This window comes from Polyangiaceae bacterium (assembly GCA_020633235.1).
Lineage (GTDB): Bacteria > Myxococcota_A > Polyangia > Polyangiales > Polyangiaceae > JACKEA01.
The window spans coordinates 321198-336416 of sequence record JACKEA010000002.1; the positions used below are offsets into that span (position 1 = coordinate 321198).

The 15219-nt window shown below is 67.5% G+C and carries 12 protein-coding genes; 3 read left to right on the forward strand and 9 right to left on the reverse strand.

Annotation, left to right across the window (positions count from 1 at the left end):
• Together H6717_11980 and H6717_11985 are read left to right on the forward strand one after the other, a co-directional pair.
• The gene (locus tag H6717_11980; GenBank protein ID MCB9577730.1) at positions 1 to 1365 is read left to right on the forward strand and encodes an insulinase family protein; all 1365 of its coding nucleotides are present in this window, start codon (positions 1 to 3) and stop codon (positions 1363 to 1365) included.
• Positions 1362 to 2681 carry an insulinase family protein gene (locus H6717_11985; protein ID MCB9577731.1) on the forward strand — a complete coding sequence of 440 codons (1320 nt, stop codon included), beginning with the start codon at positions 1362 to 1364 and terminating at the stop codon, positions 2679 to 2681. Before H6717_11980 ends, H6717_11985 begins: the two co-directional genes overlap by 4 nt.
• A gap of 284 nt (positions 2682 to 2965) precedes the next feature.
• On the opposite strand, the gene H6717_11990 is transcribed toward H6717_11985, so the two are convergent.
• The 6 genes from H6717_11990 to mazG all read right to left on the reverse strand — a co-directional run bounded on the left by H6717_11990 (position 2966) and on the right by mazG (position 10251).
• Positions 2966 to 3424, reverse strand: a complete 459-nt coding sequence (locus H6717_11990; protein MCB9577732.1) for a hypothetical protein — start codon at positions 3422 to 3424, stop codon at positions 2966 to 2968.
• 56 nt (positions 3425 to 3480) lie between these two features.
• Positions 3481 to 5730 (reverse strand): hypothetical protein, encoded by a 2250-nt coding sequence (locus H6717_11995; protein MCB9577733.1) that lies wholly within the window; start codon positions 5728 to 5730, stop codon positions 3481 to 3483.
• Positions 5731 to 5852: 122 nt separating this feature from the next.
• Positions 5853 to 6467: a hypothetical protein gene (locus H6717_12000; GenBank protein MCB9577734.1), complete on the reverse strand. Its 615-nt coding sequence runs from the start codon at positions 6465 to 6467 to the stop codon at positions 5853 to 5855.
• A 20-nt stretch (positions 6468 to 6487) separates the two neighbouring features.
• Positions 6488 to 8206 (reverse strand): phospho-sugar mutase, encoded by a 1719-nt coding sequence (locus H6717_12005; GenBank protein MCB9577735.1) that lies wholly within the window; start codon positions 8204 to 8206, stop codon positions 6488 to 6490.
• A 39-nt stretch (positions 8207 to 8245) separates the two neighbouring features.
• Positions 8246 to 9409 carry a 23S rRNA (adenine(2503)-C(2))-methyltransferase RlmN gene (rlmN, locus tag H6717_12010; protein ID MCB9577736.1) on the reverse strand — a complete coding sequence of 388 codons (1164 nt, stop codon included), beginning with the start codon at positions 9407 to 9409 and terminating at the stop codon, positions 8246 to 8248.
• Positions 9406 to 10251 (reverse strand): nucleoside triphosphate pyrophosphohydrolase, encoded by an 846-nt coding sequence (mazG, locus tag H6717_12015; protein MCB9577737.1) that lies wholly within the window; start codon positions 10249 to 10251, stop codon positions 9406 to 9408. Before mazG ends, rlmN begins: the two co-directional genes overlap by 4 nt.
• 163 nt (positions 10252 to 10414) lie before the next feature.
• Between mazG and H6717_12020 the strand changes: the two genes are divergently transcribed.
• Positions 10415 to 10867 carry a hypothetical protein gene (locus tag H6717_12020; protein MCB9577738.1) on the forward strand — a complete coding sequence of 151 codons (453 nt, stop codon included), beginning with the start codon at positions 10415 to 10417 and terminating at the stop codon, positions 10865 to 10867.
• 4 nt (positions 10868 to 10871) lie between these two features.
• Here the strand turns inward: H6717_12020 and H6717_12025 are convergent, their stop codons facing one another.
• From H6717_12025 to cysK, 3 genes are all read right to left on the reverse strand, one after another.
• Complete coding sequence (locus tag H6717_12025; GenBank protein MCB9577739.1) at positions 10872 to 13529, reverse strand: penicillin acylase family protein; 2658 nt, start codon at positions 13527 to 13529, stop codon at positions 10872 to 10874.
• A gap of 85 nt (positions 13530 to 13614) precedes the next feature.
• On the reverse strand, positions 13615 to 14241 hold the full coding sequence (locus H6717_12030) for a TetR/AcrR family transcriptional regulator (GenBank protein ID MCB9577740.1): 627 nt from the start codon (positions 14239 to 14241) through the stop codon (positions 13615 to 13617).
• Between the two features lie 8 nt (positions 14242 to 14249).
• The gene (gene cysK, locus H6717_12035) at positions 14250 to 15209 is read right to left on the reverse strand and encodes a cysteine synthase A (GenBank protein ID MCB9577741.1); all 960 of its coding nucleotides are present in this window, start codon (positions 15207 to 15209) and stop codon (positions 14250 to 14252) included.
• Between the last annotated feature and the right edge of the window lie 10 nt (positions 15210 to 15219).

Genomic DNA, 15219 nt, shown 5'->3' on the forward strand with positions numbered 1-15219 from the left:
ATGCCGAAGAACGTCGACAAGATCCTCGCCGAGCTGAACGCCGGCGCCACGGAGCTGTCTCGGGTCGAGTACCTGGGCAGCGGCCCGTTTGGACCCAGCCTCAGCGTCGAGCGCTACCGCCTGGGCAATGGCCTCGAGATCCTGCACTGCGAGGACAAGAGCGCTCCCGTGGTGGCGTTCCACACCTGGTACCACGTCGGCTCGCGCCACGAGGTCACCGGCAAGACCGGGCTCGCGCACCTGTTCGAGCACCTGATGTTCAACGAGACCGAGAACCTGAAGGCCGGCGAGTTCGATCGCAAGCTGGAGGAAGCCGGCGCCGAAAGCAACGCCGGGACCTGGCTGGATTGGACGAACTATCACGTCGCCATCCCCAAGGGTCAGCTCGGCCTGGTCGTGCGCCTGGAGGCGGAGCGCATGTCCCGCCTGGTGGTGCGGGACCCCCAGGTGGCCAGCGAGAAGGAAGTGGTCGCCAACGAGCGCCGCTACCGCGTGGAAGACGACGTGGAGAGCGCCGTCAGTGAGATCCTGTGGGCCACCGCCTTCACGACCCACGCCTACCACTGGCCCACCATCGGCTGGATGCAGGACATCGAGGCGTTTTCGACGGCGGACTGCGTCGACTTCTACAAAACCTACTACGCGCCCAACAACGCCACGCTGGTGGTGGCTGGAGACGCGAGCGCGAAGACACTCCTCCGCCTGGTGCAGGAAGCCTACGGCAGCCTGCCCTCGAGCAACGTCCCCGCGGAAGACGTGAGGCCCGAGCCGGCGCAGACCGAAGAGCGGCGGCGCGAGGTGCACAAGCCCACGGCCACGCAGAAGCTGTGCGTCGGCTACAAGAGCCCGGCTCTCGGCGACTTCGATCACGTCGCCATGAGCGTGCTCATCGAGGTCTTGTTCGGCGGCCGCGCCAGCCGGCTGCACCAGAAGCTGGTCCGGGATCTGGAGCTGGCCTCCGAGGTCCGCGCTTTCGTCGGCCCCTTCCGGGACCCGAGCTTGACGGAGATCTTCTGCGTCGCCCGCGGCGAGCACAGCGCAGAAGAGCTGCTCGCCGCCCTGGACGCGGAGCTCGCCCGGGTGCGCGAAGAGCCCATCGCCGACGCGGAGATCGAGCGCGCCCGCGCGCGCTTCGAGCTCTCCCTCCTTGCCGGGCTGGAGACCGCGGACGGCAAGGCCAGCACCATCGGCTTCTTCGACACCGTGCTCGGCCGCCCCGCCGCCGCCTTCGAGCGGCTGGACGCCGTGCGCCGCATGGGCCCGAGCGATCTGCGTCGCGTCGCCCGTCGATACCTCACGGACTCCACGCGCACCCTCGTGTTCGTGCGTCCCTCCGCCCAAGCCACTCAGGAGGCCGCAGAGTGAGCGCCGCCGCCGCCCCCGTCACCACCACCGCCATCACTCCCACCGTCCTGGTGGAAACGAGCCGCGCGCTGCCGCTGGTTTCCCTCGCGGTCTCCTTGCGCACCGGCGCCATCGAGGATCCCGACGGGAAAGAAGGCCTCACGCGCTTCACCGGCCGCCTCATGCGCCGCACGGGCGGCGGCAAGACGCCGCAAGAGATAGACATCGCCGTCGACGCACTCGGCGGGTCTCTGGGCGTGGACACCTCCCACAGCACCGCCGGCTTCCAGAGCACCTTCATCGCGCGCTCCCTCGACCCCATGGTGGAGCTGGTGCGCGAGGTCATCGCGGAGCCCAGCTTCGCCGCCGACGAGCTCGAGCGCCTGAAGCGCGAGTCCGAGGCGGAGCTCATCGAGGCCCGCGACAACGACCGTGCCCTGGCCCGCTACTTCTTCGGCAAAAAGCTGTACGAAGGGCACCCCTACGGCCGCACCACCGTCGGCCGCATCCCCACCATCGAGGCCTTCGGCGACACCGACGTCCGCCGCCACTGGGCGCGGCTCTTCGTTCAGGAGAACCTCGTCTTTACCTTCTCCGGCGACATCGATCGCCCGCAGGCCGAAGCCGTCGCCCAGCGCATCGCCTCGGGGCTGTCCCGCGGCGCCGCCATCTCCGACAAGCTGTCCGATCCGGTGATGGCCAAGGGCCGCCGCCTCGTCATCGTCGACAAACCCGAGCGCACGCAGACGCAGATCCTCATCGGGGGTTCCGGCTCTCACCCCCACGACCAGGATCACATTGCGCTGCACGTCGCCAACACCGTCTTCGGCGGCACCTTCACCGCACGCATGACCCGCGAGATCCGCTCCAAGCGGGGTTGGTCCTACGGCGCCTATTCGAGCATGCCCTACGACCGCCACCGTCGCGGTTTCTCCATGTGGACCTTCCCGAAAGCATCCGACGCCGCGCCCTGCATCCGGGTCGAGCTCGACATGCTGAAGAACCTGATCGACAACGGCATCACCAAGCGGGAGCTCGCCTGGGCCAAGCGCTACCTCGTGCGCAGCCACGCCTTCGCGTTGGACACCGCCTCCAAACGCGTCGCCCTCGAGCTCGACGCGCTGATCTACGACCTGCCCGCCGGCTACTACGAGAGCTACACGGATCGCGTGCAGGCCGTCACGCTGGAGGAAGCCAACGCCGCCCTCCGCCACCGTCTCTCGGCGGAAGATCTGCTGGTCACCGTCGTGGGCACCGAGTCCGACATCGGCGGCCCCGTCCGTGAAGCCATCGACGGCCTCGAGAACGTCGAAGTCGTCCCCTTCGACCAAGACTGACGCCCTCCCCGCAGTTTTCTCGAGGGAATGTTGGTCCGGCGCGATACCCGTCGCGCCCCGCCGCCGTGGCTCGCACCGCACCAGCACACCCCTGGCAGGAATTCAGCGCTGGCAATCTGCTAGCTGGCTCTGGTGGTCGCGACGCCTACCTCGGTCTGACGGCAGGGTCCGCTTCCAGCGTTCGATAGAGCCATTCACACACGTCCGAGCGAGCTCTTCCCGGTTCATGGTCGCACCGTACGCACGGCCGCCAATGTGGGCCACAGCGCCGCGTGCTCTGGCCGTCAGCCCGCGGAGTCGCGGAACAGACATTTGCCGAGGGTCACATCGTCGGCTCCGCTGAGCTCGAGCTCGATGCCCGGAATGGGCTGCCGCAACAGCTCGTCGGGAAGCTCCCGCAAGCCCCGTCGCCCGAGCCAGGCGCGCACATCCGCCTCGATGCGCTTTCCTTCCGGCGGTTGGCCCACGACGCGACCCGCTTGCCCACCGGGATCGTAGACGGTCCAGTGCACCGAAAAGACGTCGGCCACGAAGCTCGTCAGCACTGTGAGCACCGCGTAGCGCTCTTCGGCCAGCGACAGCCTCACCTCGAAGTGGTTGCAGAAGGCGTAGTCGAAACTGGTGTTGTTCGTCGCAGCGAGGGGAGCGACCAAAGCGGACAGGTCGTCGAACCCCCTGTCCCGGTCCCAGCCGAGCAGCCATCCATTTGGAGGTCCGCTGGCGAACAGGCGACGGATCTGCACTGCGAGAGTCGGGATGTCGGTCGTCAGGTTGGACGTCTCAGGGAGCTGCGGGCGCGTCAATTCGCGGGTTCGACCCACAGGTAGGACAGGAACGTGTAGGCCCAATTACCGGTAGAGGCGCTCTTGCCGCCGACCACGACGGAAATGCTGCCGTCCGTGAGGTCCACCGTGGTGCTCTTTTCGATGGTGGGCGCGGCGTCGGTCGTCACGAGGTCGTCGATGAGCTTCTGCCCTTCCACCGACACGTTGTGCGGATCCCCGGGGTAGCCCTTGGCAGGGCGGCCGACGCCGACGGTGACCAGGTACTTGCCGGGCTCGATAGCGAACTCGAACAGGTTGTCGCGGCCGTAGTCGTCGTACACGTAGGACTTCTGCGCGTCGCTGTAGCCGGACACGTCGTCGAAGCCGAACAGCGCGATCGACGGATTTCCGATGTTCTCGCCGGACCAGCCGAGGCCGAGCTTCGCGTCGAACGGCTGCCAGCCCACCTTCATGTACGTCTTGCCGTCGATCACGAGGGGGTCGGCCGTGGGCTGGCCCGCTGGGTCTTGGAAGTTCACGTAGTAGGCGCCGCGGGGGCGTACGCTGTTCGAGACCGAGAGCACCGGCCAGGTGGTGCGGGAGCCCTCGATGTAGCGCCCGAGCTCGTGGCGCAATGCCATCAGCGCGTCCACGTCCTTGGTGAAGCTCGTCATGCTGGCGGCGACGCTCTTCACGGTCGCGTCCGCGCCCTCGGTCACGTCGACCTGGGGCTGCCCGCCGTTGGCCAAGAGCAGGTACTCGTAGTCTTCGAAGCCCTCGCGCAACAGCTCCGCGCGGATCGTCGGGTGGTTACCGTCGAAGAAGCGGTTCGCGTCGTAGTACGCCCAGCCACGGATGCGGTGGCTCCAGGCCGCCCACGGAATGATGCGCTCGTGAATGCCCTGACGGTCGACCCGGGTGGGGTTGAAGTACGGATCGGGATCCTGGTCCAAGCTGTAGAACCAGACCGTCTCGCCGTGGTCCTTCTGACGTTGCCAGGCGTACTTCTCTTCGTAGTCGCGAATGTAGGCGATCCAGATGTCGTAACCGCAGGCGCCGTCCGGGTCCTCCGCGATGCTCGGCTTGGGCTGCTCGCTGATGGCGATGCGAAGATCCGGCGCCGCTTGCTTGGTGAGTCGACACAAGTGCGCGGCAAGCTTGTCGTCGGCGGCATCTTGCGGCTCGTTCTGCACGTAGTAGTAGGCCTTCTTCTCCAGGCCGTTCTGCACCAGGTACGTGTTGAGCGCGCCGAGGAACTCGCTCCACTCCGCGTTGTAGGCGGCACTGCCGAAGGCGTCCCCCCGCGGAATGCCGCAGAAGCTGTCCGGCCGGGGCGTGGAGTTATCGACGAACTGGAAGATCATCGCGTTGGGGAAACCGACGCCATTCCAGCCCTCTCCCAGGATGTACTTCTTGGACAGGAGCTTGATCGAGTATTCGCCGTCATTCGGCTCGTCGTAGAACGTGGTGCAGGCGCCGGGCTGACCGTTGTCCCAGGTGATGCCCCAGTTGAAACCGCTGGGCCAGGTCACGCTCTTGGGCGTCATGCGGTGCTCGTAGAGCAGGTTCTTGGCCTGATCCACGCTGCCGCCGCCGCGGAGCGACTGCACGTTCACGTTCAGCTGGGTGGCGAAGCCGATCTCCTTGGGCAGCGAGAAGTCGAACACCGTGAGGGTGACCGGAATGTCGATGGCGCTGCCGCCCGCCGGCGTCACCGTGAGCGTGGTGGTGTGCTCGCCCTTGGGTGCGCCTTCGGGCACGTACACCGTGAGCCACACTGCCTCGGCGCGTCCGCCGCTGAGCGTGATGGAGCCGCCGGACGCCATCGGGTCGAGGTACTCCGCCCAGTCGCCCTCGTAGCGTAGGGTGGAAAGCTCCACACGCTGGCCGCTACCCAGATCCGGAAATGGCGCGACGCTCACCGTCACGCTGCCGCTGGCGGGACCGAACGCGAGCTGCACCGGCTCGAACTCGTTCCGCGCGGCGCTCAGCTCGAGGCCACCGGCGCGCTTCTCCGCCGGCGGCAGATCCGCCGTGGTGATCTTGTGGGTGGCCGGCGTCGTCCACAGCGGCAGGTTCGCCGGGCTCTCTTCCAGGGTGTAGGTGTACTGCCCGGGCTCCAGGGGCACCGGCTCGACCTTGCCGCCGGTGCCGCCACCGCCCCCGCTACCACCGCCGCCGCTCCCCGCGCCGCCGGCGGGGTCGTCCGAGCCGCCACCGCACGCCACGCCCGCGCCGAGCCCGAGCGCCACCGCACACGCCCACACCGCCCATCGTGCCGCCATGATCGACGAGCATAGCGCGCCGGACCGCGGACCGCCCTGCCGACCGTCAGCGTCCGCTTGATGTTGGCGCGGCGCGACGCCCGTCGCGGGACGTTTCCGCGCCGCGCCAACAAAAGGAACGACTAGAACCAGCCGACCAGGCCGGCGTTGATGCCGAAGCTCCGGTAGGTCTGGTCCGCGTCTCCCGCGCTGCCTGTGATGTCCATGTCGAAGGTCGGCCCGAAGGTGAAACCGAAATGGTCCACCGGCGTGACCGTGAACATGCCCTCGGCGGTGAGCGCCATGCCGTCTTCGTCGCCGTTGTTCCCGGGCCCGTTCACGGAGTGATATGTCAGGCCACCGCGGAGCCAGAAACCCCAAGCCTGGGAGATCCCGAACATGTAGCCGACACGCGGCGCAAGGAGGAAATGCTCCGAATCTGCGTCGTCACCATAGGAAGCGTATCCTACCGTCCCGCCGATGTTCAGCGAATCGATGACGAAGTAGTCGAACGACAAGCGCGGTGCTTCGAAGGGCGTTGGTTGCGCGCGGCCGCGCCACATGAACGTGGCACCGGTAACGTTCACGGTTTCGGACTGGCCGCCGAACTCTCGGTGAGCTCGGGACCAGGTGAACCCCATCATGCGATCCGCCGACAGCGCCGCGTCGCCCTTGTATCCGAGGCGGGGCTCCGCCGTTGCCGCACTCGCTGCCAAGAACGCTGCCGCCACTGTCGTGGTGAAGATGAGCTTCCGCATGTCGAGTCCTCCTGTGTTGCTCATTCCGCGCCGAGCCCCGCATGCTCGGCCACCGCATCCGCGATGGCGCGAGCGGTGTCGAGGGCCTCGGCCTCCTTGTCCCGCACGCTCGCCGATGCCGAGACCTCCACGGCGAGATCGACGTAGATCTTGAGCTTGGGCTCGGTACCGCTGGGGCGCACCAGCACGCGGCCCTTGGGCCCCAGGGCCAGACCCACCATGTTGGTGTCGGGCAGCCAGCGCGGACGCTCGTCGCCGCCGCTGCGATAGTCCGTCATGGCCGTCACGGCCTGGCCGGCCAGGAGCTCCGGGCGGTTCGCCGCCACGTGCTCCACGGCTTTCGCGATTTCCGCAAGCCCTTCGCTGCCGGGACGCGTGATGCTCTTCTGCAGGCTGACCCACAGCCCGTGGCGGCGGTACAGGGCGTCCAGCTGGTCAAGCAGCGTCTTGTTCTCGGTCTTCAGGTGCGCCGCGAGATCCGCCAGCAGCACCGCAGCGCTGATGCCGTCCTTGTCCCGCACGATGCGTCCGACGGAATAACCCAGCGCTTCTTCGTAGCCGAAGGCGAAGCGCACGCCGGCGTCGCGCTCGAGATCCATGGCACAGTTGGCGATCCACTTGAAACCCGTGAGCGTTTGCTCGAAGCGCGCGCCGTGCGCCTCGGCGATGCTACCCAGCATGGGCGAGCTCACGATGCTGGAGACGACCAGCGGCTGGGGCGCCTTCAAGGCGTGCGCCAGCATGAAGTCCGCCAACAACAGGCCGATCTGATTGCCCGTGAGCTGTACCCAACGCCCCGCCGCCGTCGGCACACAGGCGGCCAGGCGATCCGCGTCGGGATCGTTGGCCAAGATGAGCTCGGCCTTCTGCTTGTCTGCCAGGGAGAGGGCGAGGTCCATCGCGCCCTTCTCTTCCGGATTGGGGAAACGCACCGTCGGGAAGCGGCCGTCCGGCTCCGCCTGCTCCGGCACCACGTGGACGTGTTCGTAGCCCGCGTAGCTGAAGGCCTGCTTCGCGAAGCGCCAGCCCACACCGTGCATCGGCGTGTACACGATGGTGAGGCTCGGGTCCGTCGCGATCTTGGGACGCACCGCGCCCACCTCGGCCAAATAGCGATCGAACAGACTGTCCGGAATCGTCTCCGCCCGGCTGAGGGCGTCCTGGGCCAGCGGAACGTCTTTCGCAGGCCCCACGGCGTCGATGGCCTCGGCGATCTCGGTATCCCACGGCGGGACGATCTGCGCCGCGTTCGGCGCGTACACCTTGTAGCCGTTGTACTCCGGCGGGTTGTGGCTCGCGGTGATCACGATGGCGCTCTGGGCCGAGAGCTCCCGCGCCGCGTAGGCGACCATCGGCGTGGACGTGGGTCCGTCGAACCAGCGCACCGGGATGCCGGCTTCCACCAGTACGGCGATGGCGTCCTCGGCGAACTGCCGGCTGTGGGTGCGCCCGTCGTAGCCGACCACCACCGGCAGGGTGCGGGCGTCGGGTTCCTTCAACAGCCGGTCCGCCAGGCCGCGGGTGGCGCGGATCACGACGGCGCGGTTCATGCGATTGATGCCCGCGCCCACCACGCCGCGCAGGCCGGCGGTGCCGAACTCCAGCGGCGCGTGCATGCGCTCCGCGAGCTCGGTCTCGTTGCCGGCGTCGATCAGCGCCAAAAGGTCTGCTCGAGTCTCCGGATCCGGGTCCTGGTCCATCCACTCACGCGCACGTTCCACGGGGCTCTTGTCGGCCATCGGCGCCAGCATACGCCAAGCCGCCGGGCGAACAACGCCTCAGCGACCTTGTCGCCGAATGCCCCGCAGCCGCTCCGCAGGAACGTCCCCACCCTTCATCGCGAGCTGCCCGCAGGCCGCGCTCACGTCGTCCCCCCGGCGCGTCCGCACGAAGCACGAGAGCCCCGCCCCGGCCAGCGCCTCGCGGAAGCGTGCCACCACCTCCGGCTTGGAAGCCGATAGCCCCGATCCCTCCACCGGATTCATCGGGATCAGGTTCACCTTCACCTTGAGCCCCCGCAGCAGCGCCGCCAGAGCGCGCGCGTGCTCGGCGCCGTCGTTCTGCCCGTCGATGAGCGTGTACTCGATGGTAATGCGACGGCGTCGCGGCAACGGGTACTCGCGCAACGCCTGCAGCAGATCCCGGATCGGGTAGCGCTGATTCATGGGCACGATGCGATCCCGCGTGGCGTCATCCGGCGCGTGCAGCGACACCGCAAGCCCCACCTTGCCGTCGAAGTCCTGCCCCAAGCGACGAATGCCCGGCACCAGCCCCACGGTGCTCACGGTGATGCGGCGCGGGCTCATGTCGTGGCCTTCGGCGTGGGTGAGCAGTCGGATCGCCCGGGCCGTCTCGTCGTAGTGGTGCAGCGGCTCCCCCATGCCCATGAACACCAGATTCCGCAGGTACTCGTTCGGCTCGAGGTGGCTCTTGGCGACCATCACCTGAGCGACGATCTCCGCTGCCGTGAGCCCGCGGGTGAGCCCGGCGCGTCCGCTGGCACAGAAGGTACAGCCCATGGCGCAGCCGAACTGCGTGGAGATGCACAACGTGACCCGCTGGCGCCGCTCGCTCTCCTCGTCCTCGTCGTCGTCCGGCGCGGCGGCCACGTCCGCATCCGCCGAGGGCTCCTTGGTCATCGGGATCACGACGCACTCCACGCGCGCGTCGTCCGCCATGCCGAGCACGATCTTGCGCGTGCCGTCCGCCGCGCGATGCACGTCCAGCACCTCGGCGGGCAGCGACAGATCCAGGTTCCGGAGCCGCTCCCGGAGCGCCCGCGGCAGGTTGGTCATGCTACCCACGTCGGTGGCGCCGCCGTTGTGGAGCCAGCGGAACACCTGCCGCGCGCGATACGGCGGCTCCCCGAGCGCCGCCAGCACTGGCTGCCAATCCTCCGGCAGGCGCCCGAGGGGGTGCAGGTCCGTGGCCTCGTCGCTCATTTCCCCGCTCGCTTGGCCTCGTCCCAGTAGCCGTCCAGCTCCTCGAGGGAAATGCCGCGGCCAGGCTTTGCGTCCTGCCCTTGCGGCCAACCGCCGTGGCGCTCCTTCACCCGCGCCTCCACGTGACCAAAGCGCGCCGCGAAGCGATCCCCAGCTTTGCGCAAGGCGATCTCCGCGTCCACCTTCTGGTGCCGCGCGAGGTTCACCAGCGCGAACAAGAGATCTCCGAGCTCGTGCTCGATGCGCTCCGCGTCTCCCGAAGAAACGGCCTCGTCCAGCTCGCGGATCTCCTCGCTCACCTTGTCCCGGGAGCCGCGCCCGTCCGGCCAGTCGAACCCCACGCGGCTCGCCTTGTCGCTCATGCGCTGCGCGCGATAGAGAGCGGGGAGCGAGCGAGGGACCCCGGCCAAGAGCGGTCGCTCCGCCTTCTCGCTGGCCTTGATCGCCTCCCAGTTCCGCAACACCTCGTCCGCATCCGCAACGTCCAGATCGCCGAACACGTGGGGATGGCGGCGAACCAGCTTGTCGCAGATCTCGCGCACCACGTCGTCGGGACCGAAGTGCCCTTCACGCCGCGCGAGCTCCCCCAAGAACACCACCTGCAGCGCCAGATCCCCGAGCTCTTCGCACAAGTGGTCGAAATCCCCACTGTCGATGGCGTCGATCACCTCGCACGCCTCTTCCAGCACGTAGCGCCGCAGTGTGGAGAAATCCTGCTCGCGGTCCCAGGGGCAGCCCTCCGGCGCGAGCAACTGCTGCATCAGCTCCACCAGCCGCGGGAAGGTCTGCCCGCGCTGCTCGGCGAGCGGCAGCTTCTCCGGAACCTCGAACGATGCGCCCATGAGGCGCGCGACTTAGCACGGATCTCCCGAGAGAACGAGGCACGCCCCGGCCTCGCACTTCGCCGCGCTTTCCGATCTTCTTGTTGGCCCGGCGCGATCCCCGTCGCGAACGTCCGACACCTTTGGCAACCTTGGGCACCAATCTCGGTGGTATCTTCCGCCCATGTTCAACGCGCTGATCCGCATCGAAGGCATGGATGAAAGCGCGCTTCGCGCGGTGACACTGCCGGAAGGTGGCGAGCCCGGCGGCGACGAAGAGTGGGGCGACACGCCCGTCAGCGAGATCCTCGACGAGTGGCAGGGCCACGCCGCGTGGACCGTGGAGTGGCCGAACGCGAAGACGCTGGTGCTGCTCTACGACGAGACGGACGAAAGCGACTCTCGCGGCCTGATGCAGGCGCTGGACCTGGTCGGTCTCGTTTGCGAAGAGCACGGTGCGCGGGGCTACTCCCACGTTGCCCACGTCACGTTGGCCTACGACGAGATCGACTATCAGCACGCCCGCAGCATCGAAGACGGCTACTTCGACGGCATCGACGACCCCGACTACGGCATCACGGACGTGTGGGACCGGTTCGAGAGCGAGGGCTCATGGCCGGTCGCGGACGACTTCTGAGGCTTCAGGGCGCGGGGGTCAGGACCATCGTGGTCTCGGCGGACTCCCTTTCGGCATCGACATCCATGGGCAGGGGTCGGGAAACATTGGCCAAGTAGTCGGGCAGCATGTCCAGGTAGTGCGGGGAGTCGGGATGCGAGGACTCGCCCCCCGGCAGCTGGATGGTGCAATGCGGCCGATCGGGCTTTGCCTCGCACACGAAGCGCATGGCGGCGCCTTCCGCCTGCGTGATGTCGTCGGTGGGATTGGCAACGTCGACGGTGAACATGCCGCCGTCGTTGGCGAAGCCGTACTCGTTGAAGTCGTGCACCAGGCCGCCGCTGGCAGTATCCAGATCCGAACGCAGGGTCACGGTGTGGATCCGACCCCAGGCCCATTGGGTTTCGTCGTCCCCCAACGCCTTCACCAGATACTCGCCCGCTGCGTCGAAGGAGGCCGTGAGGATGTCGTCCTTGGTCTCCACCACCGGAGTATCCACGTCGTCCCAGTACTCGCCGCCCTCCAGCGTCGGCTCCCCCTTCAGCATCTTGACGACCACGAGGTTCGGCCCGCGCTCGCCGATCACGCCCTCGTCGTCCACCGTGGCGTGGTTGATGTCCAACAGCACCACGTGAAACGCTGCGCAGCCCGCGGATTCTTGCAGCACCGCAGCGTCGCTGACGAGCGGCGCCTTGGCTCCGTCCGTTCCCGTCAGGCCCGTCGGGCAGCCAAACTTCCATTGCGCCAGGGCGCTCAGGACCTTCTGCCCTGCTGCCGACAAGGAAAGCGAGCTCGCGGCCGTCAGCAAGTGCGGGACCAGCTGCTCACCGATCAGCGAGTGAGTGTCGGAGACCAACGCCTCCATGCTCGCCATGTCGTGAGCATCCGTGGCGCCCAGCAAGTCCATGATGCGCCGATGCCGATATCCCGCTTCGATGTTCGTCTGGAACACGCCGTGCGGCGCGTCCGTGGGATCGCCGTCGAACAGCGCGCCGGTCATGTCATTGTTGGCGGTCGCCACGTAGCCGAGATCCGGATTGATGACCTGCGGCAGCTCGTCGTACGAGTAGTAGCTCTCCCACTCGAAGTCGCCACGGCCGTCCAGCGGCAACCAGGGTACGGCTTCCACACCGCTGGCCGGCGAGTACCCCGTGGCCCAGGGGCGCTTCGGCACGCGATTGTAGGGGAAATAGCCGATGTTACCGGACACGTCGGCGACGACCCAGTTCGAGCCCACACCGGTGATGCTCTTCAGGGCCGTCTGCGCCTCGAAGACGTCCTTGGCCTTGGCCAGCTTCATCAGGAAGTTCACGTCGGTGTCGATGTCGTTGCCGGTCCAGCGTAGCGTCATCATCGGATCGCTCGCGCTCTTCCGTGGCAAGACGGGGCCGTGATGCGGAACGAACTGGAGCTCGCGCTCCACCGAGCTGCCGTCGGAGAAAGTGAAGCTCACCTTCTTCTCGATGATGGGCACTTGGCTGTTCTTGAAGGTCACGCTGCCCTCGTCCGCGCTCACCTCCTCCACGTACACGTCGGTCAGGTCGAAGTTGCTGTTGGTCGCGCCCCAGGCCAAGTGCTCGTTCTGACCGATGAGCACGAAGGGCATGCCCGCAAAGGTCATGCCCGCCACGTGCAAGTCCCCCGTGCCGTGGGTCTTGCTGTCCAGCTGAGCCAAGTACGCGAGGGCGGGGTTGCTCATGCCGAGGTGCGGATCGTTCGACAGGAAGGCGTTGCCCGTCGCGCTCTTGTCCGGGCTCACCACCCAGTTGTTGGAACCGATGCCGGTCTCCCGCTCCGGGCTCGGGAGCAGCGGATCCAGAAGGCCGCGGTGAGGCCCGGGGCCCGGCGGCAGAGCGGGATTGCCGCTGATCACGGATCGATTGGGCGCGTGCCAGAGCGACGCCGTGGCGCTGCCGAAGCCCGGCAAGATGGGCGAATCGATGTCGGGCCGGATGTCGAACAGGTCGCGGAACATCGTCTCGCCCTGGACGTCGCCGAAGCGTGCCTTGAGCTCGGCCCGATGCCGACCTCGCTCGATCTCCACACCCGCGCGATTGGTGAGGGAGTCGACGAGCGCCAGGATCGTCGCCACGCAGTCGCTCGGAGTCCACTCCGGGATGCGGGCAGCGTCGTAGTCGAGCAGACCGGTGTGCTGGTACTCGCGAGGGAACTGCGCGCCGTTTCGTCCTGCCTTCACGTCGGCGATCCACGCGTTCACGCCGCGGCTGTAGGCTTCCATCATCGCCTGGGTCTCGGCGTCGGACTTCTCGACGATCGAGCTCTCCAGCGGCTCGCCCGTTCGCGTGGAGTAGCGGCCGCGGTTCTCTACGTCGATGTTCAGCGCCGCGTTCCTGAGGCCCTCGGCAATGACCTGGCTGAGCCTGCCGGTGCTGATCCGGCGGCGCAGGTCCATCTGCACGAACCGATCTCGAGCGTGGAAGTAGCCGAGCGTGGCGATGCAGTCCGCGTTGGTCTGGCAGCTCATGCTCGGGATGCCGCGATCGTCGAAGGACACTTCCACCGGCGCAGACAACCCTGAGATTTGGACGCCCACCGCGCCGCCAGCTCCCGCTTGTCCTCCCGCGCCCCCGCTACTCGCCACCTCGGCCGGGGATTCCCCGTCCCCACAACCGAGCGGGGCCAACACGCACGCCATCGAAGCCAGGATCTTCGCGCCTCGCATGATTTCCTCGAAGCGAAGCTAGCGTCCGAAGCCCGACGTCGAAACTCGCGCTAGGAAGCCGAAAATCCTTCTCGAATCCGAGCGCTTAGCGCGATGGACCCTGACTTTGCTCAGGTTTCGCGGCCAAGAACATGTCCAGCAGTATCGCGGTGAGGCGGCCCTCTTCCAATAGCGCGGGTCGATACAAAAGTGCGCCCTGCGCCGCACCCCGAGTGGCGAAGATGATCACGTGCATCCAATCCTCGAGCTCCGTGTCCGAGCGATCCGGCGCGAGCTCCCGGGCGAAGCCTCGTGCCACCTCGAGCACCTCGCGCTCCGCGTCGACGATGCCGGTGTGCTCCCAGCTCCGGGGAACGTGCAATAGCAGCACGCGCCTCAGCTCGGCATCCGCGACGCTCGTGGAGCAAAGCACGTCGAGGGCCGACCGCAGGCGTTCCGTCGTGGAGAGCTCCGCAGCCATCACCTCTCGCAAGCGGAGCAGCATGGCGTCGTTGATGCGTTGGGTGAGCCCCGCCACCACCGCCTGCTTGTTCGGGAAGTACTGATACACCGAACCGACGCTCACGCCGGCACGCTCCGCGATCTTGTTGGTGGTGAGCTTGTCGAACCCCTGCTCGACCAAGATCGCGCGGGCCGCATCCAGGATGCTCTCCACGATCTGACGGCCCGAGCGCCGTTTCGGTCGCCGCCGCGGCTGGGTGTTGCTGGACACGACCGCGGTCAGAACAAGTAGCGCTCGCCGGAGTCGCACAAGATGGTGACGACCTTCGAGTCCTTGGGCAGCGTCTTGGCGAGCTCACAGGCGGCGTGCACGTTGGCGCCGGAGGATGGGCCGACGAGCAGTCCTTCTTCCCGTGCCAGACGCCGTGCCATGCGCTCGGCAGCAACGTCGCTCACCGCCGCCACCTCGTCGATCACGCTGCGGTCGACGATCTCCGGCACGAAGCCCGCGCCCAGGCCCTGAATGCCATGCATGCCCGCCGGCTTGCCGCTGAGCACCGCGCTGGCCTGGGGCTCCACGGCAACGATGCGAATGTTCTTGTCGTGCTGCTTGAGGGTGCGGCCGACGCCGGTGACGGTACCCCCGGTGCCCACCCCCGCCACGAACGCCGCGAGGCCCGGCGCCGCCTGCTCGAGGATCTCGTGCGCCGTCCCCCGGGCATGAGACTCGGGGTTTGCGGGGTTATCGAACTGACTCGGCATGAAGGCGCCGTCGGTCTGCTCCAGGATCTCCTCGGCCTTGTCCACGGCGCCAGCCATGCCATCGAGCGCCGAGGTGAGCACGATCTCCGCGCCGTACGCGCGCAAGATGTAGCGTCGCTCCAGGCTCATGTCCTCCGGCATCACCAGCACGCAGCGGTAGCCGCGCACCGCAGCGATCATCGCCAGACTGATCCCGGTGTTGCCACTGGTGGCTTCCACGATGGTGGCGCCTTCCTTCAGGCGACCTTCCCGCTCCGCGCCGAGGATCATGCCGAAGGCCGGGCGGTCCTTCACGCTGCCGCCCGGGTTCATCAGCTCCGCCTTGGCCCACACGGTGGCCCCAGCGGCGTCCGACACCCGTGCCAACCGCACCAGGGGAGTCGCGCCGATCAGCCCCAAGACTCCTTCTGCGACGCGGTAGCCGCTCTCGGTGCGGTGGTCTTCGCCGGGCAGCACGGACTCTCTCTTCGACGCCATTTCGGCTACG

Coding starts and splice junctions, on each gene's coding strand:
- H6717_12020 (MCB9577738.1), top strand. CDS start 10,415: ATGTTCAACGCGCTGATCCGCATCGAAGGCATGGATGAAAGCGCGCTT.
- rlmN (MCB9577736.1), bottom strand. CDS start 9,409: ATGAGCGACGAGGCCACGGACCTGCACCCCCTCGGGCGCCTGCCGGAG.
- H6717_12025 (MCB9577739.1), bottom strand. CDS start 13,529: ATGCGAGGCGCGAAGATCCTGGCTTCGATGGCGTGCGTGTTGGCCCCG.
- H6717_11980 (MCB9577730.1), top strand. CDS start 1: ATGCCGAAGAACGTCGACAAGATCCTCGCCGAGCTGAACGCCGGCGCC.
- cysK (MCB9577741.1), bottom strand. CDS start 15,209: ATGGCGTCGAAGAGAGAGTCCGTGCTGCCCGGCGAAGACCACCGCACC.
- H6717_12005 (MCB9577735.1), bottom strand. CDS start 8,206: ATGGCCGACAAGAGCCCCGTGGAACGTGCGCGTGAGTGGATGGACCAG.
- mazG (MCB9577737.1), bottom strand. CDS start 10,251: ATGGGCGCATCGTTCGAGGTTCCGGAGAAGCTGCCGCTCGCCGAGCAG.
- H6717_12000 (MCB9577734.1), bottom strand. CDS start 6,467: ATGCGGAAGCTCATCTTCACCACGACAGTGGCGGCAGCGTTCTTGGCA.
- H6717_11995 (MCB9577733.1), bottom strand. CDS start 5,730: ATGGCGGCACGATGGGCGGTGTGGGCGTGTGCGGTGGCGCTCGGGCTC.